The sequence below is a fragment of the Allobosea thiooxidans genome, from assembly GCF_900168195.1.
In the GTDB taxonomy this organism is placed as follows: domain Bacteria; phylum Pseudomonadota; class Alphaproteobacteria; order Rhizobiales; family Beijerinckiaceae; genus Allobosea; species Allobosea thiooxidans.
The window spans coordinates 1-21928 of the sequence record NZ_FUYX01000011.1; the positions used below are offsets into that span (position 1 = coordinate 1).

The window sequence follows — 21928 nt, forward strand, 5'->3', positions numbered from 1 at the left end:
CCACTACTGGACCCCCACGATCCGTTCGGACATCTACGGTTCGTACTCGGCTCTCCAGACGAACGACGCCATCCTGATCAACGGCGTTGCTCGCGACTTCGACCCGAAGGAGCTCCTGGTCGCTGCCAACCTCGTCTGGTCGCCGGTCTCCGGTCTCGACCTCGGCGTCGAGGTGCTCTACTCGCGCACCGAGTACGGTGTTCGCGTTCCGGACGCCAAGGCCTTCGCCGTCAACGGTCGTACGATCAAGTCGGACGACGCCTGGACCGGCCGTCTGCGCATCCAGCGCGACTTCTGATCGGTTTCCGATCTTTGGTCAGGAAGCCCCGGGGAAACCCGGGGCTTTTTTGTTGCCTGTGGGTTATTGCGGCTTTGCCGTTGACGGGATGGCCGTGCCCGTCCCTGATCTCGAAGCCGGCTCATCGGGCCCGCTCGCTGCGGGCGCCGGCAGCGGCCCGGCAGGGCTGATTCGAAATCTGTGGATCTCCGGATAAGCCTTTGAGAAAATGGCGGTGATCCTCTTGGATGGAGGCCGTGCCGGCTGCGAGCTGGCACGGAACGGGGGGTAGAAATGTCTCAGCCGGCACGCTGGCTCTGGGGTTTCGTTCCGCTGGCCTTGCTCTGGGGCGCAGGCAATCTCGCTCTCGACCCTGCGATCGAGCGGGACGTCGCGGCGCGCGCGCTGCGGGTGGTGGATGGCGTGGCCGGAAAGACACCGGGCGCGCGTCCGATCGTCGCCCAGGTGGATGGTCGCGACGTCACGATCTCCGGCGAAGTCCTGTCGACCGATGGCGCCACCACCGCGATGGCGCAGCTGCGCGGCGAGTTCGGTGTTCGCCGTGCGCTCGGCGGGCTCTCGCAGGTCGTGGCGCAGAAGCCCTATTCGTGGTTCGCCAGCCGGCAGGGAGACAGCGCCGTGCTGGGTGGCTTCGTCCCCGATCTCGATACGGCGGCCGCCAACCGGACGGCCATGGAGGCGGCCCTGCCGGGGATGCGGATCGCCGACCGCCAGACGGTCGCCTTCGGCGCGCCGGAGGGCTTCGTGGCGATGACGGCGGCGATGATCACCGAACTGCCCAAGCTCTCCTCCGGGCGCGTGACGCTCGACGACGGCCGCTTCTGCATCGAGGGCAAGGCGGCGAGCCCCGACGCTTTCCTGGGGCTTCAGGCCGCCCTGGCGCAGCCGGCTCAGCCCGGTTTTCGCGCCGTGACCTGCGATCTCGAGCCTCCTGCAGTCTCGCCCTATCGCTGGAGCGCCGAGCGGCAGGCGGGCGGCGATCTTATCCTGCGCGGGTTCTATCCCGGCGCCGAGCCGCACGGCCGGATCCTGGCCGCGATCCAGCGCGCTTTCGGCTCCGCGGTGAACCTCAAGGACGAGCTCAAGCCGGCCCTCGGCGCACCCGCGACCTTTCTCGACAAGGTGGCGCGTGCGGTCACCGATCTCGCCCGGCTGAGCGAGGGCAGGGCTGAAATCACCGATAACGTCTATTCCCTGTCCGGGAAGGGCCCGGACGGCTACGACGCCTGCCAGGCGCTGCGCCTGCAGATTGCGCAGATGGACGGGCCCGACTCCGTCGCGCAGGTCGAGATCGAGTGCCCGCCGCCGCCGCCTCCGCCGGTCCCGGTCGTCGTGCCGTTGCCGGAGATGCCGGACCTGATCCTGCACGACGTGCTGCCGGCCGCGCCGCCTGCGCCCGCCGGTGCTCCGCCTGCGCCGGAGCCCGCTTCGCCTGGTACAGCGCCTGCGCCGGCTGTGCCGCCGCCTGCTCCCGCAGCGCCTGCCGATACTGCAAAGCCAGCAGCAGTGTCGCCGGCGCCGGTGCCGCTCGATTGGAGCGCGCGCCGTGCCGATGGACGGGTCGATCTCAACGGTCCCGTTCCGAGCGAGGCTGCGCGCGCCGAGATTCTCGACGCGGCGCGCCGCTTGTTCGGAGGCGCGACGATCGAGGATCGCATGGCCATCGCCCCGGCCTTGCGTTCGCAGCTCGACATACCGGCCGCGACCGGTTTTGCGCTCGAGGCGTTGTCGCAGCTGAAGGCCGGTTCCGTCACGATCCGGAACGACGCCTTCGCCATCGCCGGCGAGGCGGCGGATGCAGCGGGGCTGGCAGCCCTGCGTGCGCTTCTTGCGCGCGGCGGCCCGGCGGGGCTGGCCCTCTCGGCCTTGCCCGACGCCGTTACCGTGCGGCCCTACGGGCTCGCGCTTTCGGCCTCCCGGTCCGGGCTCCGCTTCAGCGGTTATCTGCCGGATGAGGAGACGCGCCGGGCCTTGCAGGCGCAGGTCGCGGAAACGCCGCTGAAGGAGCGTTTCGAGGATGCGACGCTCATCGTTCCCGGAGCGCCGGCGGGTTTCGGCGCGGCGGCGCGAGCGGTTCTGGCCGATCTGCTGCGGCTCGATCTCGGCACGGCCTCGGTCGAGGATGATCGCGTCAGACTGCGCGGCCTGACTTGCCGCGAACTGATGAGGAGCGAGATCCAGACCAGCGCGACGAGCGGCTTGCCGCAGGGCTTCAAGGCGGATGTCTCGATCGGCCTGCGCGAGACCGGTTGCGTGGCCGACCCTCCGGCGAGCTGCCAGAACCAACTCGACGGGCTGACGCGGGGCAACACCGTCCTGTTCGGGCAGGGCACCACCGTGGTCGAGCTCGACGAGCCGACCGAGCGCGTGATCGGGGAGGCTGCGGCGATCCTCGGGAAGTGCGCGGGCTCGGTCGTCACCATCGAGGGGCATGCCAATCGCGACGGCGAGTGGCGCGGCTACGACAATATGGACCTCTCGCTGCGCCGCGCCCTGCGCGTGCGGGACGAGCTGGAGCGGCGCGGCATCGACCCCGCGCAACTCGCGGTCAAGGCCTATGGCAGCACCCGTCCGCTGGTGCCCTATGGGGAGCCGGAAGCGCGGGCGATGAACCGCCGCGTGCAGTTCACGGTGGCGAAGTAGGAGGCGGCCATGCTCTATCTCGCCAGCCAGTTCGTCTGGTTCCTGCTCGCCGCCTTCGGGCTGGGCCTCGCCATGGGCTGGATCGGCCGCGACGGCGGCAAGCCCCGCCTGTGGAGCGCGGGCTGGAGTGTTGTCGCGGTGCTCTGGCTCGTCGGCGCGGCCGCGAGCTGGTTCCAGTTCCTCAACGGTGCGCTGGCGACCTGGGTCGAGACCGCTCTGCTGTTCGCCGCGGTCTATTGGCTCGGCTGCGCCTGTGCCGGCCTGTCGCGGCGGCGGGGAGCGGAAGCCCCCGCGCCGTCTGCGCTTTCGGCCCTGCCGAACGAGACTGCGCTGCCGGGCCAGCGCCCTGCCGGCCTTGCCGCTCCGCAACGCGGCGGAGCTGACGACCTCAAGCTGATCAAGGGGGTCGGCCGCCAGAATGAAGGGCGGCTGCACGGTCTCGGCATCTGGCATTTCGAGCAGATCGCGGCCTGGTCGCCGGGCAATGTCGAGTGGATCGGCGGTTATCTGGCCTTCCCGGGCCGGGTCGAGCGCGAGGACTGGGTCGGGCAAGCCAGGATTCTGGCGGCTGGCGGCGAGACCGAGTTTGCCGGGCGCGCCAAGGCCGGGCTGGTCGAGACCTCGCGGGATGACGGCTCGGCCGGGCAGGCCAATGTCGAGGCGTCGGCCGCCGAAGCGGGCCGGGCGAAGCCCTGAACCAGCCTCAGTCCGCCTGCCGTTCGGCCCGCGCGATCAGCTTGCCGATACGGCGGATCATGTCCTTCGTTCCGAGCAGCGGGGCATGGCCCTGTCCGGCCGCGGTGTGGATCTCGCAATCGGGGTGGCGCTCCGCCATCTCGTGCAGCGTCTTCTCGGCCAGCAGATCGGAGTTGGCGCCGCGGATCGCCAGCAGCGGCACCGTCCGAAGCGCGTCGAAATAGGGCCAGAGTACCGGCAGGGGCGCTTCCAGATCGAGCTCCTCCAGCACCTTCATCAGCCTGACGTCATAGTCCGGCCGCAGGGCGCCATCGCGATCCGTCCAGGTGCGACGCGCCATCATCTCCCATTCGCCGTCGCCGAGCGCGGGGAACTGCTGGTCCGAAAGCCGTTTCAGGATTTCGGCGCCTTCCGAGAAGCTGCGCGGCACCGGCAGCTTGCCGACATAGCCGCGGATGCGCAGGAGGCCGCGGGCATCGATGACCGGGCCGACATCGTTGAAGACGACGCCGCGGATGACGGCCGGGCGGGCGGCGCCCAGCGCCATGGTCAGCAGCCCGCCCCGCGACGTCCCGACGAAGACGGCGTCGTCGATGCCAGTCGCGACCAGCACCTGCATCAGGTCGTCGAGCTCGACGCGGATGTCGTAGTTCTTCCAGTTGCGGTCGTATTCGGAGAGCCCGCGCCCGCGATAATCGAGGGCGAGCACGCGGCGCGGCCGGCTGCCGTCCTCGGCCAGCGCGAGCGCCAGCTCATGGAAGTCGGCGGCCGTGCGCGCGAAACCCGGCAGGCAGACGACCGGCAGGGCCGTCGCGGCGAGCGGGCCATAGTCGCGCAGATGCAGCTTGAGACCGTCGCGAGCGGTGACGAAGCGGGAGATGAAACCGGAAGAGGCAGTCATGCGGGGCTCGGGCGGGCAGGGCGGGCAGCCTGCACCTAACCATGGCCCGGCCTGGTGCGAAAGCTTCCCGTCCGGCGCGTCCCGGAGGGCAGGCGTCGGTGGCCTGCGAGCGCGGTTTCTCAGTCCTGCTTGCCGCCGCGCTTCAGGTCGAAATCGATCAGATAGGCGGTGCGCTGGTTCAGCCGCTCCCGATAGACCTGCAAATTCTCCATCACGCGCTGGACGTAGTTGCGCGTCTCCGAAAAGGGGATGCGCTCGACCCAGTCGACGGCATCGACCTCGGGGTCGCGCGGGTCGCCATAGGCGGCGATCCACTTCTTCACATTCGGCGAGCCGGCGTTGTAGGCCGCGAAGCTGAGGATGTAGGAGCCGCGCCATCCCTTCAGCAGGTCGTTGAGATGGGCGGCGCCCATCCGGGCCGCATAGAGCGGATCCTCTCCCAGCTTCTGCCAGTCGAAGGGCAGGCCGGCACGGCGCGCCGTCTCGCGCGCGGTCGCCGGCATCATCTGCATCAGCCCGCGCGCGCCGGCATGCGACATCGCGGTCGGGTCGAAGGCGCTTTCCTGGCGGGCGATGGCGTGGACGATGGCGCGCTCCATCGGGTCTCCGAGCACGTCGAATTCGGGGATGCCGTTGGTCGGATAGGCCGCCATGTCGAGCGGGAAGCCGCGCTGCAGCGCCGCCTTGCCGATCCCCACCAGGGCGCGCGCATCCGCCTCCCGCTGCGCGATGGCGGCGATCGCCTCCAGCGCCTCGGTCGTGTGCAGCCGCTGCGCCAGATCCTTCAGCATCAGCGTGGCGAGCTCGCCCTCGCCGATGCCGTAGAGCAGGCGCACGCCGCGGTGTCCCGGCAGCGCCTCGAGCGCGGCCGCCGGCGTGCTCCTGAGCGGCAATCCGGAAAGCCCGAGCTTCGCCCGCGCGAGCTGGCCGTAATAGGCGACGGGCTGCTCTGCCGCCTTGGCGAAGGCGGCCCGGGTCTCGTCGGTCTTGCCCATCTCCTCATAGGCGCGGCCCTGCCAATAGGCCGCGCGCGCGACCGAAATCGGCGTCTCGGCGATCGCGCCGGCGGCCTCGAAATGCTTCAGCGCCACATCGGCCTTCTTGAGGAAGCGCAGGGCGAGGAAGCCGGCATGCCATTCGGCCTCGATGCGCTCGGCCGCGTCCTCGGCGCCGTGGCCGGCCGAGACCTCGTAGGCCTTGGCCGGCTGGCCGGCATCGAGCAGCTTGCGGGAGATGATACGGCGCTCCTCCCACCAGCCGTCACCATCTCCGAGCAGGGCCGGGTCGCGCGGGACATTGGCCAGCGCCTTCACGGCGTCGTCGAGCTTGTCGGCGCGGCGCGCTTGCTGCGCCTGCAGGAAGGCGAAGGAGACGTCGCCGCGCAGCGCTGCCGGAACGGCCGCGATCAGCTTCTCGGAAATCGGCCGGCGCGCCTTCGCGCTGGCGAGCCGTGCCCTGGCGAGCACGACATAGTCCGCCGAGACGCGCGCGGCGTTGCGCAGCGCCGCCTCGCCGCTCTCGCGAAACAGGAAGCGTTCGGTGCGCAGGCGGTGGTCGTCCTTGGTCAGCGCCGTCTCGAACGTCTTGAGGACGATCTTCTCGAGCCCGGTCCCGAACGGGTCCGTGCGCCAGCTCCGGCGGATGATCGCCATGGCCTCGGCGGTCTTGCCCTCGTCGGCGAGCGCCAGCGCCAGCGCGATGCGCCCGGCCGGCGAGACCGGCTGCTGGCCATGGAAGAAGGCGCGAACGATCGCAGGGCTCTTCCGTTCCGCGATCAGCGCCTCTTCGGCGCGGCGTCGAAAACGGGTTGTGGCCGGATAGTTGGGGTGCTCGCGCAGGAAGGTGTCGATCCGCGCGAAGGGCACGGCGCCGGCATTGGCATGGATCGCGACCCATTCGAGCAGCGTGCGCGCGCTCCGATCGTCGATCCGGGCCGCGAGGCCGTCACCCTCGGCGAGCGCGCCGCGGCGATAGGCTGAAACGGCGGCCTTCACCGCCTCCGGGCTGACCTCCTCCTCGCCGCGGACGGATGCCGGCGGATAGGGCGGCAGCGTGCCCGTGGTTTCGACATCGCCGATCATGGCGAGCTTGCGCTGGCTCGCCAGCATGCCGTCATCTCCCGCCTGGGTGGTCGAGGCGGTGAGCAGCGCGGGCAGCAGCAGGCCGATCAGTCTCCTCGCGGCGGCAGGCGAGGCCATGGCGGGTCTCCATCCTGGGGCAGGTAGCGGTCGATGGTCGGGGAAGGGAGTATATGAAGGCTTAACTATGAGCCCACGCATTTTCATGGGTTGCCGGCTTTGCCTTGGCGAAACGACGGTTTATGTGTGGCGGCCCCGAAACCCGTGTTTTCGCTTCAGGATCGTTCCCATGACCAAGCACATTGCCTTCACCGGCTCGATGCCCGCTCTGGTCACCCCGTTCAAAGCCGGCAAGGTCGACGAGGAAGCGCTGCGCGCGCTGGTCGATTGGCAGATCGCGAACGGCTCGACCGGCCTGGTTCCGGTCGGCACCACCGGCGAGAGCCCGACACTGTCGCATGACGAGCACAAGCGCGTCGTCGAGATCGTCGTCGCGCAGGCCAAGGGCCGCGTCCCGGTCATCGCCGGCGCCGGCTCCAACAACACGATCGAGGCGATCGACCTCGCCGTCCACGCCGAGAAGGCCGGGGCCGACGCCGTCCTCGTCGTCACGCCCTACTACAACAAGCCGACCCAGGAGGGCATGTACCAGCACTTCAAGGCGGTGAACGACGCGGTCGGCCTGCCGATCATCATCTACAACATCCCGCCGCGTTCGGTGGTGGACATGTCGGTCGAGACGATGGCCCGGCTCTACGAGCTCAAGAACATCGCAGGCGTGAAGGACGCCACCGCCAACCTCGCCCGCGTCTCGCAGCAGCGCCACGCCATGGGGCCGGACTTCATCCAGCTCTCCGGCGAGGACATGACGGCGCTCGCCTATATGGCGGCGGGCGGCCATGGCTGCATCTCGGTCGTCGCCAATATCGCGCCGCGCCTCTGCGCCGACCTGATGGACGCCGCGCTCAAGGGCGACTTCGCCGGGGCGCTGAAGGTGCAGGACCGACTGGTGCCGCTCCATGACGCCACCTTCAAGGAGCCCGGCCTCGCTGGTGCCAAGCACGGGCTCAAGCTGCTCGGCCGCATCGAGGAGGAGATCCGCCTGCCGCTGATGCCGGTGACGCCGGCCACGGGCAAGGTGATCCGCGAGGCGATGGTTTTCGCCGGGCTCCTGAATGCCTAAGTAGGGATTGCGTTCGGCCGGTCGCACCGGCCGAACGCCTGGCCATCGGATCCATCCGATGGCCAGACAACATCATGGACCGCCGGTCTGCGCCCGATGGGACGCAGGGCGATCCAGGGAGACGCGTGGGGATGTACGAGCCCAGTCACTTCAAGGTCGAAGATCGCGCGCAGCTTCACGCGGTCATCCGCCAGCACCCGCTCGCGACGCTGGTGACGGTCGGCGAAGACGGGCTGGTCGCCAACCTCGTCCCGTTCGTCCTGCATGCGGACGAAGGCGAGAACGGCGTGTTGCGCGCGCATCTCGCCCGCCCGAACGCGCAGTGGAAGGCGGTCGCGGCCGGTGCCGAGACGCTGGTGATCTTCACCGGCGTCGAGCGCTACGTCACTCCGGCCTGGTACGCGACCAAGCGCGAGACCGGCAAGGTGGTGCCGACCTGGAACTACGTCACGGTGCAGGTGCGCGGCCCGGCCCGCGCGGTCGAGGATCCGGCCTGGCTGCGGGCTCAGCTCGAGTCGCTGACGCAGCAGCAGGAGGCGCCGCGCGCCGAGCCCTGGGCCGTGACCGATGCCCCCGAACCCTTCATCGCGGCCCAGGCGCGCGGCATCGTCGGCGTCGAGATCGAGATCGCCTCGATCATCGGCAAGTTCAAGCTCAGCCAGAACCGGCGGGAGGACGACAAGCTCGGCGTTCTCAACGGCTTGAGTTCCGATCCTGAATCGGAATCGCAGGCCATGGCCTCGTTGGTGAAAAAACACGGATTCAGTGGAACGGCATGAAGAAGCCTGATCCCGCCCGCTACCGGCTCGCTGCCGACAACCGCAAGGCGCGGTTCAACTACGAGATCAAGGAGACACTGGAGGCGGGCATCGCCTTGCAGGGCACCGAGATCAAGTCGCTGCGCGGCGGCAAGGCGACGATCGGCGAGAGCTATGCCGGCCCGATGGGCGAGGAGCTCTTCCTGTTCAACGCCTATATCCCGGAATATCTGGAGGCGAATCGCTTCAACCATGAGGTTCGCCGGCCGCGCAAGCTGCTGCTCCACCGTCGCGAGATCAACAAGCTGATGGGTGCGGTTCAGCGCGAGGGCATGGCTCTCATCCCGCTCAAGGTCTATTTCAACGACAAGGGCCGGGCAAAGGTCGAACTCGGCCTCGGCAAGGGCAAGAAGCTCCACGACAAGCGCGAGACGGAGAAGACCCGCGACTGGAACCGTGACAAGCAGCGGCTGCTGAAGAACGGGTAAGCTGTTTGGCCGTCATGCTCGGGCTTGACCCGAGCATCGTGGAAACCACTGCCTTCTCGTCACAAAATTCTCGGGCCTGCGCTTCGCTTCGCCCGGGAATGACGGCAGGCGCGGCATCACCCCTCGACCGGCTCGTCGCCCTGGCGGATGCCGTAGCGGCGTTCGAGCGCCGGGTTGCCCGGAGCAGCCGGAGCGGCGGCAGGGCCGCCGGTGCGGCTCGCGCGCTCGGCCGGGTCGCGCCCGACCTTCGGCATCAACTGGGCGAGGTCGACGAACTCGTCGCATTGCCGGCGCAGCTCGTCCGAAACCATTGGCGGGTTGGTGGAGATCGTCGAGACGACTGAAACCTTGACGCCCTTGCGCTGCACCGCTTCCACCAGCGGGCGGAAATCGCCGTCGCCCGAGAACAGGTAGATCTGGTCGAGATGGGGGGCGAGCTCGAGCATCTCGATCGCCAGCTCGATGTCCATGTTGCCCTTCACGCGCCGCCGGCCGGTGGCGTCGGTGAACTCCTTCGCCGCCTTGGTGATGACGCGGTAGCCGTTGTAGTCGAGCCAGTCGACCAGCGGGCGGATCGAGGAGTACTCCTCGCTCTCGACGAGCGTCGTGAAGTAGAAGGCGCGGATCAGATTGCCGCGTCCCTGGAACTCGCGCAGCAGGCGGCGATAATCCATGTCGAAGCCGAGCTGCTTCGAGGTTGCATACAGATTGGCGCCGTCGATGAAGAGCGCGATGCGCGGTGCGCCGTTCATGGCAATCACTCCTGCTGAAATAACTTCAAGCAATAAAGATGGAAGCAAAACGCGTTCGAACAATGTCGTTCATGAATGAAATTTGACAAGTTTCAAGGAGTCGTGAGGGCGCCGTGGCTGGGCTCAGCCATGCCGTGGCGGCGAAGTTTCAGCCGTTGTCCGGCGAGGCCCTCAAGGGCGCAGCCGCGCCGGATTTCCGACCGCCGTGCCGCCTGCTGGCACGTCGCGCGTGACCACGCTGCCGGCCCCGATGATCGCGTCGTCGCCGATCGTGACGCCGGGCAGGATGATGGCGCCGCCGCCGATCCAGACATTGCGGCCGATGCTGACCGGGCGGCCGAATTCGAGCATCTGCCGGCGCTGGGCCGGATCGCGCGGATGATCCGCCGTCAGGATCTGGACGCCGGGGCCGATCTGCGTGCCGTCGCCGATGGTCACGGCCACGACGTCGAGGATCACGCAGTTGAAGTTCAGGAAGACGCCGTCGCCCAGGCTGATGTTGTAGCCGTAGTCGCAATGGAAGGGCGGGCGGATGGTGACGTCGCGCCCGACATGGCCGAACGCTTCGTGCAGCAGCGGCAGGCGCTGCTCCGGCGTGGCGCCGGTCGCGTTGAAGCGCTCCATCCAGGCGCTGATACGGCGGTTGTCGGCGATGAGCTCGGGGCTGTCGGCGCGGTAGAGCTCGCCGGCCAGCATCTTGTCCTTCTCGCTGCGCATCGATGTCCCGAACTCCAATCCACAGCCCTCATCCTGAGGAGCGCTCGCAGAGCGCGTCTCGAAGGATGCTTCAGCAAACTCCGGAGCTATCTGGAGCATCCTTCGAGAGGCGCTTCGCGGCTCCTCAGGATCAGGGCTCATGAAACAGCAGGTTGAAAACGGATCGGTTTGATGCAGCTCAGCCTTTTCCCTTCGGGAATTCGAGCCCCATCTCGCGATAGCGCTCGGGGTCGTCGCTCCAGTTCTCGCGCACCTTCACGAACAGGAAGAGATGCACCTTGGCCTCGGCCGCCTCGGCGATCTCGGCGCGGGCCTTCTGGCCGATCGCCTTGATCGTCTGTCCGCCTTCGCCGAGCACGATCTTCCGCTGGCCCTCGCGCTCGACATAGATCGTCTGCTCGATCCGGACCGAGCCGTCCGGCTTCTGCTGCCAGCTCTCGGTCTCGACGGTCGAGCGGTAGGGCAATTCGTCATGCAGCCGCTCGAAGATCTTCTCGCGGGTGATCTCGGCGGCGAGGAAGCGCAGCGGCGCATCCGAGATCTGGTCCTCCGGATAGAGCCAGGGCCCGAGCGGCAGGCGCTTTTCCAGCCAGGCCAGGATGTCCTTGACGCCGTAGCCGGTCAGCGCCGCGACCATGAAGGTTGCCTCGAACTGCCCCCGTTCGTTCATCTTGGCGGTGATCTCGAGCAGCTTCTCCTTCGCCACGGTGTCGATCTTGTTGAGGATCAGGAACTTCGGCTGCTTCAGCTCGGCGAGCTTTTCGAGCAGCAGGGTGTTCTCCTCATGGTCGAAGCGCGCAACGTCGATCAGCACGCCGATCAGGTCGGCATCGGTCGCCCCGCCCCAGGCGCTTGTCACCATGGCGCGGTCGAGCCGGCGCTTCGGTGCGAAGATGCCGGGCGTGTCGACGAAGATGATCTGCGCCGTGCCGGACAGTGCGATGCCGCGCACCTGGGTGCGCGTCGTCTGCACCTTGCGCGAGACGATCGAGATCTTGGCGCCGACCAGCTGGTTGAGCAGCGTCGACTTGCCGGCGTTGGGCGCGCCGATCAGCGCGACGAAGCCGCAGCGCGTGGATTGATCGGTCTCAGACATTGTCGCCTTCCGGATTGTCGTTCCACAGGCCCTCGCGTCTCAGGAAGGCCTCGGCCGCCGCCTGTTCGGCGAGCCGCTTGGAGGGGCCGCGCGCCTCGGCGTCGGCGAGCCCGGTGATCTTCGCCGCCACGACGAAGACCGGCGCATGGTCCGGCCCCGAACGGGCGCGCTCGCTATAGGTCGGCGTCGGGTAGCCTCGGCCTTGCGCCCATTCCTGCAGGGCCGTCTTGGCGTCGCGCAGCGGGCGGACCGGCTTCAGCAGCCGCTCGCCGAAGGCGCGCTCGACGAGCGCGCGGGCCGCCTCGTAGCCGCCATCGATGAAGACGGCGCCGATGATCGCCTCGCAGGCATCGGCCAGGATCGCCTTGTTCTTGCGGGCCCCGCCGAGGATCTCGCCGTCGCCGAGGCGCATGTACTGGCCGAGATTCCAGCCCAGCGCCACCTCGGCGCAGCTTTCCTTGCGCACCAGATCGGCGAGGCGCCGGGAGAGGTTGCCCTCTTCCGCCTGCGGGTATTGCCGGAACAGCAGGTCCGCGATCGACAGGCCGAGCACCCGGTCGCCGAGGAATTCCAGGCGCTGATAGCTCGCCAGGCGGGATTCCTCGGCGCTCATATGGGTGAGCGCCGTGGCGAGGAGCGTCTTGTCGGTGAAGCGGTGCCCGAGCGTGGCCTCGAGCCGCGCGGTATCCGGGGCCTTGCGCCCGGCTTCGCTGCCCTTGTTCACTTGATGGTGCTGAACAGACGGTTCCAGCGAACCGTGGAGGGCCATTCCCAGATCTTCCAGGCCGAGGCGCCGTCCTCGATCGAGAAGAAGATGATCTCCGCGCGGCCGACGAAGTTCTCGAACGGCACATAGCCGACGCTGCGGTCGCGCGAATCGAGCGAGTTGTCGCGGTTGTCGCCCATCATGAAGAAGTGTCCGGGCGGCACGGTGAAGACGGGGGTGTTGTCGAAGGTGCCGGTGTCGCCTTCGCGCTCTATGATCTCGTGGCTGACGCCGTTCGGCAGCGTCTCGCGATAGCGGATCACCGGGACGCTGCGGCCCCAGTTGTCGGCGGTCATGTAGTCGGCGATGCGCTCGCGCTTCACCGGCTGGTTGTTGATGTGCAGGATGCCGTCGATCATCTGGAGGCGGTCGCCCGGCAGGCCGATCACGCGCTTGATGTAATCGGTCGAGTTGTCGGTCGGCAGCTTGAACACGGCGATGTCGCCGCGCTTGGGCTCGGCCGCCCAGATCCGGCCCGAGAACAGCGGCGGGCTGAACGGGATCGAGTGCTTGGAATAGCCGTAGGTGTATTTCGACACGAACAGGTAATCGCCGATCAGTAGCGTCGGGATCAGCGAGCCCGAGGGGATGTTGAAGGGCTGGAACAGCAGCGTGCGGATGACCAGCGCGATGAGCAGCGCCTGGACGACGACCTTGATCGTCTCGAGGATGCCGCCTTCTTCCTTGGCCTTGCTCTTGCTGTCGACTTCGTTGGCCACGCGGGCGCTCCTGACTGCGATCCAGCGCGCGGTCTAGCCGACTATCGCGTCTGCGACAACGCGCAAGAGCAGTCCGGGGGGATGACGCTGCCGGATGGCGATTACATGACAACAACGATCCCATTCCGGGAAAACGGCAGGAGGAAGGCCGAATTCGCAGGTCGAATACGCGCTGTCATGCGTTGACGATATCGTGTTTCGAGAACAGCATTTCTTTTTACGACTTTTGGGGGAATCAGCATGAGCACGAAGAAATATGTCGCCGAGGCCATCGGCACGTTCTGGTTGACGTTTGCGGGTTGCGGCAGCGCGGTCATCGCTGCGGGTTTTCCGAATGTCGGCATCGGGTTGCTCGGCGTCTCGCTCGCGTTTGGCCTGACGGTGGTGACGATGGCTTATGCGATCGGCCATATTTCCGGCTGCCATCTCAATCCGGCGGTCACGGTGGGCCTCGCCGCCGGCGGGCGCTTCCCGGGCGGGCAGGTCGTTCCCTACATCGTCGCGCAGGTGATCGGTGCCGTCGTGGCCGCCGCGCTGCTCTATCTGATCGCGCGTGGGGCGCCGGGCTTCGATCTCGCCAACGGCTTCGCCTCGAACGGCTATGGCGAGCACTCGCCCGGCAAGTACAACCTTGTCTCGGCCTTCCTCATGGAAGTCGTCATGACGATGATGTTCCTCTTCATCATCATGGGGGCGACCCATGGCAAGGCGCCCGCCAGCTTCGCGCCGCTCGCCATCGGCTTGGGCCTCGCCCTGATCCATCTCGTCAGCATTCCCGTGACGAACACCTCGGTGAACCCGGCGCGCAGCACCGGTCCAGCGCTGTTCGTGGGCGGTTGGGCCATTCAGCAGCTCTGGCTGTTCTGGGTGGCGCCGCTCATCGGCGGCGTTCTCGGCGGCGTCGTCTATCGCTGGCTCAGCGGCGAGGCGCAGGGCGTCGTCAGCGGCACGGCGCCGGCCGAATAAGACGGGCGACACAGGATGCGGCCGATCAGGCCGCCTCGGGGAGGGCCGGTGCCGCGCAGGCGCCGGCCTTTCTTTTTGCGGCGGCGAAGCCGGCGCGCGCTGCTCGGTTCAACCGGAGACGGCGCGGGCCTCGATCACGACGAAGGCCTGCGCCAAAGGCGGGTCGTCCGTCAGAGAGACATGCACGATCGCCGTGTGGCCGGGCGGCGTCATGGCTGCGAGCCGCTCCGCCGCACCGCCGGTCAGGCGCATCGTCGGCCGCCCGCCCGGCAGGTTGACGACCTCCATGTCGCGCCAGAAGACGCCGCGGCTCATGCCGGTGCCGAGCGCCTTCGAGCAGGCCTCCTTGGCGGCGAAGCGGCGGGCATAGGACGCGGCCCGCGTCGCGCGGCGGTCGGATTTCGCCCGCTCGCCATCGGTGAAGACGCGCTGGGTGAAGCGCTCGCCGAAGCGTTCGAGCGAACGCTCGATCCGGCGGATGTCGCAGAGGTCTGAACCGATGCCGAGGATCATGCCCTGCGATGTAGCGCGCTTTTCGTCCGACCGGAACCGCTTCCGGGGATAGCAGGCGAAGCCGGCTGCTTAGAAGTTGATTGGAATGTCAGCCCTCATCCTGAGGAGTCGCGAAGCGGCGTCTCGAAGGATGCCCCAGAAGGTTCCAGAGCCCCTGGAACATCCTTCGAGAGGATGAGGGCTCCATCAATTTCCAAGCAGGATCTCAGCGCGTGGCGCCGCGTCCCTCATCCATGGCCTGGCGCATCCTGCCGATCGCCGCCTCCAGCCCGATGAAGATCGCCTCGCCGATCAGGAAGTGGCCGATGTTGAACTCGACGAAGGCGGAAACGCCGGCGAGCTGGCGCGCGGTGTCGTAGTCGAGCCCGTGCCCGGCATGGACTTCGAGCCCGAGCTTCGCCGCATAGGCGGCGCCGTTCGCCAGCCGCTGGAACTCGGCCGCGGCCTTCGCCGTTTCGCCATCCGCGACGGCATGGCACCAGCTGCCGGTATGCAGCTCCACGACGGGGGCGCCGAGCTTGGCGGCCATGGCGATCGGCGCCTCGTCGGGCTCGATGAAGAGCGAGACGCGGCAGCCGGCCGACCTCAGTTGCGCGATGCGCGGAGCGAGCTGCGCCTCCTGCCCGACGACGTCGAGCCCGCCCTCGGTGGTGCGCTCCTCGCGCTTCTCCGGCACAAGGCATGCGGCATGCGGCTTCAGCCGCTTCGCCAGAGCCAGCATCTCGTCGGTGGCGGCCATCTCGAAATTGAGCGGCTTCGTCAACTCGGCGGCGAGACGCACCATGTCGGCGTCGCGGATATGGCGGCGATCCTCGCGCAGATGGGCGGTGATGCCGTCGGCGCCGGCGGCGATGGCGCGATGGGCCGCGCGCACCGGATCGGGCAGGGCGCCGCCGCGCGCATTCCTCACCGTGGCGACATGGTCGATGTTGACGCCCAGACGCAGCCGTTCGGCCATGATGCAAGCCCTTTCGTAGCTACGCCGTGCTTAGACGAAATCGCGCCTTCGGCTCAATGCAGGGATTGTGATGGCGGCCTCACCAATTGTGATCGGTGCCGGCCGGTAGCGCCGTTTGCGACTCGATAACCCAGAACAGTTGTTTGCCCTTCGTGAAGGTAATCGTAACCGGGCTTCTGTAACGTCAAGACTGAGCCGAGTTGAATTTTGGATCGAATGGGCGGGGCCGATGCAACTCCCCTTGAAGAACGCGACCTTCCGGACGGACATCGCGCCTGACCGCCGCGACGCAGGCCAGCCGCCGGAACGGGCGCTGGGACGGGTCATCGCCTGCGACGGCTCGCGTGCCACGATTCTCAGCGCCGTCTCCACCGGCAACTGGCTGGCGAGCGACGCCTGGGCGATCGGCCGGATGATCTCGATCAATCTCGGCAGCAGCCGCATCGTCGCGCTCGTCTACAAGCTGCATGCGGTCGAGGCCGCCTGGAACGATGGCGAGAACCCGATCCAGGTCGAGGTCGAGTTTCTCGGCGAGGTCCAGGAGAGGCCGGACGGCCTCCAGCATTTCCAGAGCGGCATCACCAATTACCCACCGATCGGCGCCGTCGCCCACCGCATCCGCTCCGGCGATCTCGCCCTGGTGCACGATCTCGGCGACCGTGCCGGGGTGGAGATCGGCCATGTCACGCAGGATGCCAGCATTGCCGCGACCGTCAGCATCCAGGACATGCTCTCGCGCCATTTTGCGCTCGTCGGCACCACCGGCGTCGGCAAGTCGAGCGCGGTCGCGCTGCTGCTGCGCCGGGCCGTCGCCACTCGCCCGCGCCTGCGCGTGCTCGTTCTCGATCCGCACAACGAATACTCCATCGCCTTTCCCGACCTCGCGCTCACCATCGACGGCGAGGCGCTCGACCTGCCGTTCTGGATGTTCAAGCAGGAGGAACTGGCCGACGTCGTCTTTCGCGGCCGTCCGGCGCTCGACGACGAGCCCGACATCCTGCGCGAGGTCATTGCCGCCGCCCGGGCCCGCTATCGTGTCCCGAACGGCCAGGAACTGGCGCGCGATCTCGGTTCGAGCCTGCTCAAGCGACCGCTCGATCTCGGTGTCGGCCGTGCCGCCCCCGAGTCGACCCAGGCTGCGAGCATCGACGCCGCGACACCCTATCGCCTGAAGGATGCCTTCGCCGTCATCGACGAGCTGATTGGCCTGCACGAGCAGCGCTGGCCCCGCCCGGCTCTGCGTTCGCTGAAGGTGCGGCTGGAATCGCTCCACGCCGATCCGCGCTACCGCTTCATGTTCGGGCGCGCCAACATGTTCGAGACGGTGGCGCCGATCCTCGGCCAGATCTTCCGCGTCCCGATGCATGGCCGGCCGATCACGGCCTTCCAGCTCGGCGGCCTGCCGGGCGAGGTGGTCAATGCCGTGGCCTCGGTGCTGTCGCGGCTCGCCTTCGAGCTCGCCATGGCGAGCCAGGGCGCCTGCGAAGTGCTGCTGCTCTGCGAGGAGGCGCATCGTTACGTGCCGTCCGACCCGGCGCTGGGTTTCGCTCCGACCCGCCAGGCGATCGCGCGCATCGCCAAGGAAGGCCGCAAATACGGCGCCTATCTCGGCGTGGTGACGCAGCGGCCAGGCGAGCTCGATCCGACCATCCTGTCGCAATGCTCCACCGTCTTCGCCATGCGGCTCGCCAACGAGCGCGACCAGCAGATCATCCGGTCGGCGATCTCGGACGCCTCCGCCAGCACGATCAATTTCCTGTCCTCGATCGGCAACCGCGAGGCCATCGCCTTCGGCGAGGGCGTTGCGACGACGATGCGGATGCGCTTTGCCGAGCTCAAGCCGCACGAGCTTCCGGCGATGGGCGGGATGCGCGGCGAGGGCGGGCGGCTCGAGCCGACGCTCGACGACATGGTGCGGCGCATGCGCGCCTGAGCCGCACAGCCTCGCTGCCTGCGCCACGCGAGCGCGAGCGATGCCGAAGGAGTGCGTTGCGCGCCGTCCATCGGCGGCTGGCGCCGCCTGCGATTTTCTTGCATCGCGACGGCTTTCCCTGTAAGGCCCTGCTCAATCCATTCCCTTCATCGTCGAGATCGGAAGAAGCCGCCCATGGCTCGCGTTACCGTTGAAGACTGCATCGACAAGGTCGAGAACCGCTTCGAGCTGGTGCTGCTCGCCAGCCATCGCGCCCGGATGATCGCGTCCGGTTCCTCGATCCTCGTCGCGCGCGACAACGACAAGAACCCTGTCGTCGCGCTGCGCGAGATCGCCGACGAGAAGCTGAAGCCCGAGGATCTCAAGGAAGACCTGATCCACTCGCTGCAGAAGCATGTCGAGGTCGACGAGCCGGAGCCGGAGACCGTGCCGCTGCTCGCCAACCCCGCCACGGCCACCTCCGACAGCGACATCCAGTTCGACCGGATGAGCGAAGAGGACCTGCTGCGCGGTCTCGACGGCCTCGTTCCGCCGACCGAGAGCGCCGACGACGAGGATTGATCCTCGGCACGCGTGAATCGATTGTTCACTGTTTGACGCTAAAGCCCGGCAGTGCCGGGCTTTTTCATGCCCGCCTTCTGGAAAACGCCTTGCTGCCGCCAATGCCTGTGCAAATATTGATGCGTTGCAACGATCGAGGGACGAGGCAGGGGCCCGCATGGGCATGATGCGGCAATACGAGCTCGTTGACCGGGTCAGGAGCTACAATCCGAACACCGACGAGGACCTGCTCAACCGGGCCTATGTCTATGCCATGCGCGCGCACGGCACGCAGAAGCGCGCCTCCGGCGACCCCTTCTTCGCCCATCCCCTCGAAGTCGCGGCGATCCTGACCGATCTCAAGCTCGACGACGCCACCATCGTCGCGGCCGTGCTGCACGACACGGTCGAGGACACGGCGGCGACGCTGGAAGAGATCGAGAGCATGTTCGGGCCGGATATCCGCCGGCTCGTCGACGGCCTCACCAAGATCAAGAAACTCGATCTCGTCTCGAAGAAGGCGGCCCAGGGCGAGAATTTCCGCAAGCTTCTGCTCGCCATCGCCGACGATGTCCGCGTGCTGCTGGTCAAGCTCGCCGACCGGCTGCACAACATGCGCACCCTGCACTTCGTTCCCCCGGAGAAGCGCCTGCGCATCGCCGAGGAGACGATCGAGATCTACGCCCCGCTTGCCGGCCGCATGGGCATGCAGGAGCTGCGCGAGGAACTGGAGGAACTCTCCTTCCGCCATATCAAGCCGGAAGCCCACGCCACCGTGACCAAGCGGCTGGAGGAGGTCACTGCGCGGGAAGGCAGGGTGATCGGCGAGATCGAGCTGGACCTCAAGGAAAAGCTTGCCGCCAGCGGCATCCAAGCGGAGGTCACCGGCCGGCGCAAGCGGCCCTATTCGATCTGGAAGAAGATGGAGCGCAAATCCGTCTCCTTCGAGCAGCTCTCCGACATCTTCGGCTTCCGCGTCATCGTCGAGAAGCCCGAGGACTGCTACCGCGTCCTCGGCATCGTCCACATGACCTGGCCGATGGTGCCCGGCCGCTACAAGGACTACATCTCGACGCCGAAGCAGAACGATTACCGCTCGATCCACACCACGGTCGTCGGCCCCGGCCACAGCCGCGTCGAGCTGCAGATCCGCACCGATGCGATGGATCGCATCGCCGAATACGGCATCGCCGCCCACGCCCACTACAAGGACGGCCGCCCCGGCGAGCCGATCCAGCTCGGCGACGAGAGCCGGGCCTATCAGTGGCTGCGCCGCACCGTCGACCTCCTCAACGAGGGCGACAGTCCGGAGGAGTTCCTCGAGCACACCAAGCTCGAGCTCTTCCACGACCAGGTCTTCTGCTTCACGCCGAAGGGCCGGCTCATCGCCCTGCCGCGGGGCGCGACGCCGATCGATTTCGCCTATGCGGTCCACACCGATGTCGGCAACAGCGCCGTCGGCGCGAAGATCAACGGGCGCATAGCCCCGCTGCTGACCGAGCTGCAGAACGGCGACGAGGTCGAGATCACCCGCGCCGAGGGCCAGGCGCCACCGGCCGCCTGGGAATCGCTCGTTGTCACCGGCAAGGCCCGCGCCGCCATCCGCCGCGCCACCCGCGCCGCCGTGCGCCGGCAATATGCCGGGCTCGGCCGGCAGATCCTTGAGCGTGCCTTCTCGCGGGCCGAGCGCGCCTTCTCCGACGAGAAGCTCAAGGCGGCGCTGAAGCGCCTCGCCCGCAACACCGTCGACGACGTGCTCGCCGCGGTCGGCCGCGGCGAGATGTATTCCGGCGACGTGGTCAAGGCGGTTTATCCCGATCTCGAGCCGGAGAAGCGCGCCACGGCGGAGGGCAAGCCGGCTGGCGCGCCCTCGGGCAAGGGCTGGTTCGAACTGCGCCAGGGCGAGAACCTCAAGTTCAAGCTCCCGGGCGAAGGACCCTCCGACAGTGCCATTCCGATCCGCGGCCTCGGCCGCGACCTGCCGGTGCGCTTCGCGCCCCAGGGCGGCGCCGTGCCCGGCGACCGCATCGTCGGCATCCTGACGCCGGGCGAGGGGGTGACGATCTATCCGATCCAGTCTCCGGCGCTCGCGGCCTTCGACAACGAGCCGGATCGCTGGCTCGACGTGCGCTGGGATCTCGACGACAAGGTCGCGCAGCGCTTCCCGGCCCGCATCGCCCTGAAGTCGATCAACGAGCCGGGTTCGCTCGCCCAGATCACCACCACCATCGCCGAGCATGACGGCAACATCGATTCCGTTTCGATGAACCGCCCGAATCCGGACTTCACCGACGTCACCATCGACCTCACGGTCTGGGACCTGAAGCACCTCTCGGCGATCATCAGCGAGCTGCGCGAGAAGCGGGTGATCAGCCGGGTCGAGCGGGTGATCGGGTAGGGAGTGGCCCAGCCGTCATGCTCGGGCTTGACCCGAGCATCTCGGAAACCAGCCCCCTTCTTTTCATGAGATTCTCGGGTCGAAGCTGCGCTTCGCCCGAGAATGACGGGTTTATCCCCGGAACGCCGCGGCAAGCTCGCGCACGAAAGCCCCTGCACGCGGTGTCGCGACATTGCTCCGGAGCACGACCTGCGACCCGCCGAGCGATGGCAGGCCCCAGCTCGGACCGATATCGACCGTGCCCGCCGGCGCGATCCGCGCGGCCAGCGGCGAGACGCCGAGCCCGACCTGAACGGCGGCCGCGACCGCCGCCATGCCGCCGCCTACGAAAGCCTCGCGCCAGGCGATGCCGGCGCGGTCGAGCGTGTCCATGCTGTGCCGGCGCAGGCGGCATTCGGCGACGAGACTGACCAGCGGCACCGGCGCGTCGGCTTGCCGAACGAGACCGGGGGCTGCGAACCAGCCGACGGCATCCTCGCGCAGGACCTCGCCGGTCCGTCCTGCCGCGAGCCGGCGCACGATCACGACATCGAGCTCGCCGCGTTCGAACGCGTCTTCCAGCATCCGCGACGGCTCGATCCGCAGATTGATGACGATGCCGGGATCATGCGCCGTCAGGCGCGCCAGCACGGCTGGGACCTCGGCTCCAACAGCCTGTTCACTGATGCCCACCGCAATATGCTCTGGAGCCACCGCGAAGGCGGCGAGCGCCTTGCCATGGGCCGCCAGCAAGTCGCGGGCGGCGGGCAGGAAGCGCTCGCCCTCGGCGGTCAAGCGCACGAGTCGGGGATGGCGCTGCAGCAGCAGGCGACCCAACCCGTCCTCCAGCCGTTTGACCCGCGTGCTGACCAGCGATTGCGTCGTGCCGAGTGCCTCGGCGGCGCGGGTGAAGCTTTTCAGCTCGGCCGTGCGCAGGAAGGAGGCGACGGCATCGATGTCCAGAGTGTTCATAAATCATAATACCATATCATTGATATCATCATAGATGCGATTTTTAGATCATGAGCAGCGGTCTAAGGTGCTCTCGAAAGGCGCGGTTGCGCCTGGACACGGAGACAGACCATGCCCCTGATCAGGATTTCCATGCGCCGCGGCCGCCCGGCCTCCGAGCCGGCCGCGATCATCGATGGCGTCTACAAGGCGCTGCGCGAGACTTTCGAGGTGCCGGAGAAGGACCTCTTCGGCGTCGTCCACCAGCACGACGCCGACGAGTTCGTCTTCGACGCGAATTATTTCGGCTTCAATCGCAGCGACAGGTTGGTGATCATTCAGCTCACCGTCGCCAATACGCGCGGCGTCACGCAGAAGAAGAAGCTCTACGCCGCGATCGTCGAAAATCTGGGGAAGGAGCCCGGTCTGAAGCCGGACGACATCTTCATCAATCTCGTCGAGGTGAAGCGCGAGGACTGGTCCTTCGGCGGCGGCATCGCGCAATATGTGGCGTGACGCACGCTGTCATTCTCGGGCGCCGCTTTGCGGCGACCCGAGGATTTCATGACCGGATGGCTGGTTTCCGAGATGGTCG

At 67.6% G+C, this 21928-nt stretch carries 20 protein-coding genes and 1 pseudogene; 11 read left to right on the plus strand and 10 right to left on the minus strand.

Annotated features, from left to right (window positions below):
* The 3 genes and pseudogenes from B5Y19_RS26165 to B5Y19_RS18235 all read left to right on the plus strand — a co-directional run.
* A pseudogene (locus tag B5Y19_RS26165) lies at positions 1-298 on the plus strand (hypothetical protein); the annotation flags it as partial.
* A 273-nt stretch (positions 299-571) separates the two neighbouring features.
* On the plus strand, positions 572-2941 hold the full coding sequence (locus B5Y19_RS26615) for an OmpA family protein (protein ID WP_055726240.1): 2370 nt from the start codon (positions 572-574) through the stop codon (positions 2939-2941).
* 9 nt (positions 2942-2950) lie between these two features.
* Complete coding sequence (locus B5Y19_RS18235; RefSeq protein WP_055726241.1) at positions 2951-3637, plus strand: helix-hairpin-helix domain-containing protein; 687 nt, start codon at positions 2951-2953, stop codon at positions 3635-3637.
* 7 nt (positions 3638-3644) lie between these two features.
* Here B5Y19_RS18235 and B5Y19_RS18240 read toward each other — a convergent pair whose 3' ends face one another.
* Positions 3645-4538: an alpha/beta fold hydrolase gene (locus B5Y19_RS18240; RefSeq protein ID WP_055726242.1), complete on the minus strand. Its 894-nt coding sequence runs from the start codon at positions 4536-4538 to the stop codon at positions 3645-3647.
* A gap of 119 nt (positions 4539-4657) precedes the next feature.
* Positions 4658-6736 (minus strand): lytic transglycosylase domain-containing protein, encoded by a 2079-nt coding sequence (locus B5Y19_RS18245; RefSeq protein ID WP_139384458.1) that lies wholly within the window; start codon positions 6734-6736, stop codon positions 4658-4660.
* A gap of 169 nt (positions 6737-6905) precedes the next feature.
* Here B5Y19_RS18245 and dapA point away from each other — a divergent pair, with 169 nt between their 5' ends.
* From dapA to smpB, 3 genes are all read left to right on the plus strand, one after another.
* A complete protein-coding gene (gene dapA / locus B5Y19_RS18250) occupies positions 6906-7799 on the plus strand; it encodes a 4-hydroxy-tetrahydrodipicolinate synthase (RefSeq protein ID WP_055726244.1) in 894 nt (297 codons plus the stop codon).
* A gap of 131 nt (positions 7800-7930) precedes the next feature.
* The gene (locus tag B5Y19_RS18255; RefSeq protein ID WP_079591900.1) at positions 7931-8578 is read left to right on the plus strand and encodes an FMN-binding negative transcriptional regulator; all 648 of its coding nucleotides are present in this window, start codon (positions 7931-7933) and stop codon (positions 8576-8578) included.
* Positions 8575-9045 (plus strand): SsrA-binding protein SmpB, encoded by a 471-nt coding sequence (gene smpB, locus B5Y19_RS18260; RefSeq protein WP_055726246.1) that lies wholly within the window; start codon positions 8575-8577, stop codon positions 9043-9045. The genes B5Y19_RS18255 and smpB overlap by 4 nt, the downstream gene beginning before the upstream one ends.
* Before the next feature lie 116 nt (positions 9046-9161).
* Here smpB and B5Y19_RS18265 read toward each other — a convergent pair whose 3' ends face one another.
* From B5Y19_RS18265 to lepB, 5 genes are all read right to left on the minus strand, one after another.
* Positions 9162-9797: a LabA-like NYN domain-containing protein gene (locus tag B5Y19_RS18265; protein ID WP_055726247.1), complete on the minus strand. Its 636-nt coding sequence runs from the start codon at positions 9795-9797 to the stop codon at positions 9162-9164.
* A gap of 171 nt (positions 9798-9968) precedes the next feature.
* Complete coding sequence (locus tag B5Y19_RS18270) at positions 9969-10514, minus strand: sugar O-acetyltransferase (protein ID WP_055726248.1); 546 nt, start codon at positions 10512-10514, stop codon at positions 9969-9971.
* A gap of 178 nt (positions 10515-10692) precedes the next feature.
* A complete protein-coding gene (gene era, locus B5Y19_RS18275) occupies positions 10693-11610 on the minus strand; it encodes a GTPase Era (RefSeq protein ID WP_055726249.1) in 918 nt (305 codons plus the stop codon).
* On the minus strand, positions 11603-12334 hold the full coding sequence (gene rnc / locus B5Y19_RS18280; protein ID WP_244555637.1) for a ribonuclease III: 732 nt from the start codon (positions 12332-12334) through the stop codon (positions 11603-11605). Before rnc ends, era begins: the two co-directional genes overlap by 8 nt.
* Positions 12331-13095, minus strand: coding sequence for a signal peptidase I (lepB, locus tag B5Y19_RS18285; protein WP_176168658.1), 765 nt, complete (start codon positions 13093-13095; stop codon positions 12331-12333). Before lepB ends, rnc begins: the two co-directional genes overlap by 4 nt.
* Before the next feature lie 240 nt (positions 13096-13335).
* Between lepB and aqpZ the strand changes: the two genes are divergently transcribed.
* Positions 13336-14061, plus strand: coding sequence for an aquaporin Z (gene aqpZ / locus B5Y19_RS18290; protein ID WP_079591902.1), 726 nt, complete (start codon positions 13336-13338; stop codon positions 14059-14061).
* 108 nt (positions 14062-14169) lie between these two features.
* Here aqpZ and acpS read toward each other — a convergent pair whose 3' ends face one another.
* Together acpS and B5Y19_RS18300 are read right to left on the minus strand one after the other, a co-directional pair.
* Positions 14170-14574, minus strand: coding sequence for a holo-ACP synthase (acpS, locus tag B5Y19_RS18295; RefSeq protein ID WP_055726253.1), 405 nt, complete (start codon positions 14572-14574; stop codon positions 14170-14172).
* Positions 14575-14779: 205 nt separating this feature from the next.
* Positions 14780-15532 (minus strand): pyridoxine 5'-phosphate synthase, encoded by a 753-nt coding sequence (locus tag B5Y19_RS18300; protein WP_055726254.1) that lies wholly within the window; start codon positions 15530-15532, stop codon positions 14780-14782.
* 229 nt (positions 15533-15761) lie between these two features.
* On the opposite strand from B5Y19_RS18300, the gene B5Y19_RS18305 reads away from it, so the two are divergent.
* The 3 genes from B5Y19_RS18305 (at position 15762) to B5Y19_RS18315 (ending at position 20403) form a co-directional block, all read left to right on the plus strand.
* Positions 15762-17465 carry an ATP-binding protein gene (locus tag B5Y19_RS18305; protein ID WP_079591903.1) on the plus strand — a complete coding sequence of 568 codons (1704 nt, stop codon included), beginning with the start codon at positions 15762-15764 and terminating at the stop codon, positions 17463-17465.
* 174 nt (positions 17466-17639) lie between these two features.
* On the plus strand, positions 17640-18026 hold the full coding sequence (gene rpoZ, locus B5Y19_RS18310) for a DNA-directed RNA polymerase subunit omega (protein ID WP_055726256.1): 387 nt from the start codon (positions 17640-17642) through the stop codon (positions 18024-18026).
* Positions 18027-18189: 163 nt separating this feature from the next.
* Positions 18190-20403: a RelA/SpoT family protein gene (locus tag B5Y19_RS18315; RefSeq protein WP_055726481.1), complete on the plus strand. Its 2214-nt coding sequence runs from the start codon at positions 18190-18192 to the stop codon at positions 20401-20403.
* Between the two features lie 111 nt (positions 20404-20514).
* Here the strand turns inward: B5Y19_RS18315 and B5Y19_RS18320 are convergent, their stop codons facing one another.
* The gene (locus B5Y19_RS18320) at positions 20515-21354 is read right to left on the minus strand and encodes a LysR family transcriptional regulator (protein WP_055726257.1); all 840 of its coding nucleotides are present in this window, start codon (positions 21352-21354) and stop codon (positions 20515-20517) included.
* Positions 21355-21465: 111 nt separating this feature from the next.
* On the opposite strand from B5Y19_RS18320, the gene B5Y19_RS18325 reads away from it, so the two are divergent.
* Complete coding sequence (locus B5Y19_RS18325) at positions 21466-21849, plus strand: tautomerase family protein (protein ID WP_055726258.1); 384 nt, start codon at positions 21466-21468, stop codon at positions 21847-21849.
* Positions 21850-21928: the final 79 nt, after the last annotated feature.

Coding starts and splice junctions, on each gene's coding strand:
- B5Y19_RS18255 (WP_079591900.1), top strand. CDS start 7,931: ATGTACGAGCCCAGTCACTTCAAGGTCGAAGATCGCGCGCAGCTTCAC.
- B5Y19_RS18315 (WP_055726481.1), top strand. CDS start 18,190: ATGATGCGGCAATACGAGCTCGTTGACCGGGTCAGGAGCTACAATCCG.
- B5Y19_RS18320 (WP_055726257.1), bottom strand. CDS start 21,354: ATGAACACTCTGGACATCGATGCCGTCGCCTCCTTCCTGCGCACGGCC.
- B5Y19_RS26615 (WP_055726240.1), top strand. CDS start 572: ATGTCTCAGCCGGCACGCTGGCTCTGGGGTTTCGTTCCGCTGGCCTTG.
- B5Y19_RS18270 (WP_055726248.1), bottom strand. CDS start 10,514: ATGCGCAGCGAGAAGGACAAGATGCTGGCCGGCGAGCTCTACCGCGCC.
- B5Y19_RS18300 (WP_055726254.1), bottom strand. CDS start 15,532: ATGGCCGAACGGCTGCGTCTGGGCGTCAACATCGACCATGTCGCCACG.
- rpoZ (WP_055726256.1), top strand. CDS start 17,640: ATGGCTCGCGTTACCGTTGAAGACTGCATCGACAAGGTCGAGAACCGC.
- B5Y19_RS18240 (WP_055726242.1), bottom strand. CDS start 4,538: ATGACTGCCTCTTCCGGTTTCATCTCCCGCTTCGTCACCGCTCGCGAC.
- B5Y19_RS18325 (WP_055726258.1), top strand. CDS start 21,466: ATGCCCCTGATCAGGATTTCCATGCGCCGCGGCCGCCCGGCCTCCGAG.
- acpS (WP_055726253.1), bottom strand. CDS start 14,574: ATGATCCTCGGCATCGGTTCAGACCTCTGCGACATCCGCCGGATCGAG.
- B5Y19_RS18235 (WP_055726241.1), top strand. CDS start 2,951: ATGCTCTATCTCGCCAGCCAGTTCGTCTGGTTCCTGCTCGCCGCCTTC.
- smpB (WP_055726246.1), top strand. CDS start 8,575: ATGAAGAAGCCTGATCCCGCCCGCTACCGGCTCGCTGCCGACAACCGC.
- B5Y19_RS18245 (WP_139384458.1), bottom strand. CDS start 6,736: ATGGCCTCGCCTGCCGCCGCGAGGAGACTGATCGGCCTGCTGCTGCCC.
- B5Y19_RS18305 (WP_079591903.1), top strand. CDS start 15,762: ATGCAACTCCCCTTGAAGAACGCGACCTTCCGGACGGACATCGCGCCT.
- B5Y19_RS18265 (WP_055726247.1), bottom strand. CDS start 9,797: ATGAACGGCGCACCGCGCATCGCGCTCTTCATCGACGGCGCCAATCTG.
- dapA (WP_055726244.1), top strand. CDS start 6,906: ATGACCAAGCACATTGCCTTCACCGGCTCGATGCCCGCTCTGGTCACC.
- aqpZ (WP_079591902.1), top strand. CDS start 13,336: ATGAGCACGAAGAAATATGTCGCCGAGGCCATCGGCACGTTCTGGTTG.
- era (WP_055726249.1), bottom strand. CDS start 11,610: ATGTCTGAGACCGATCAATCCACGCGCTGCGGCTTCGTCGCGCTGATC.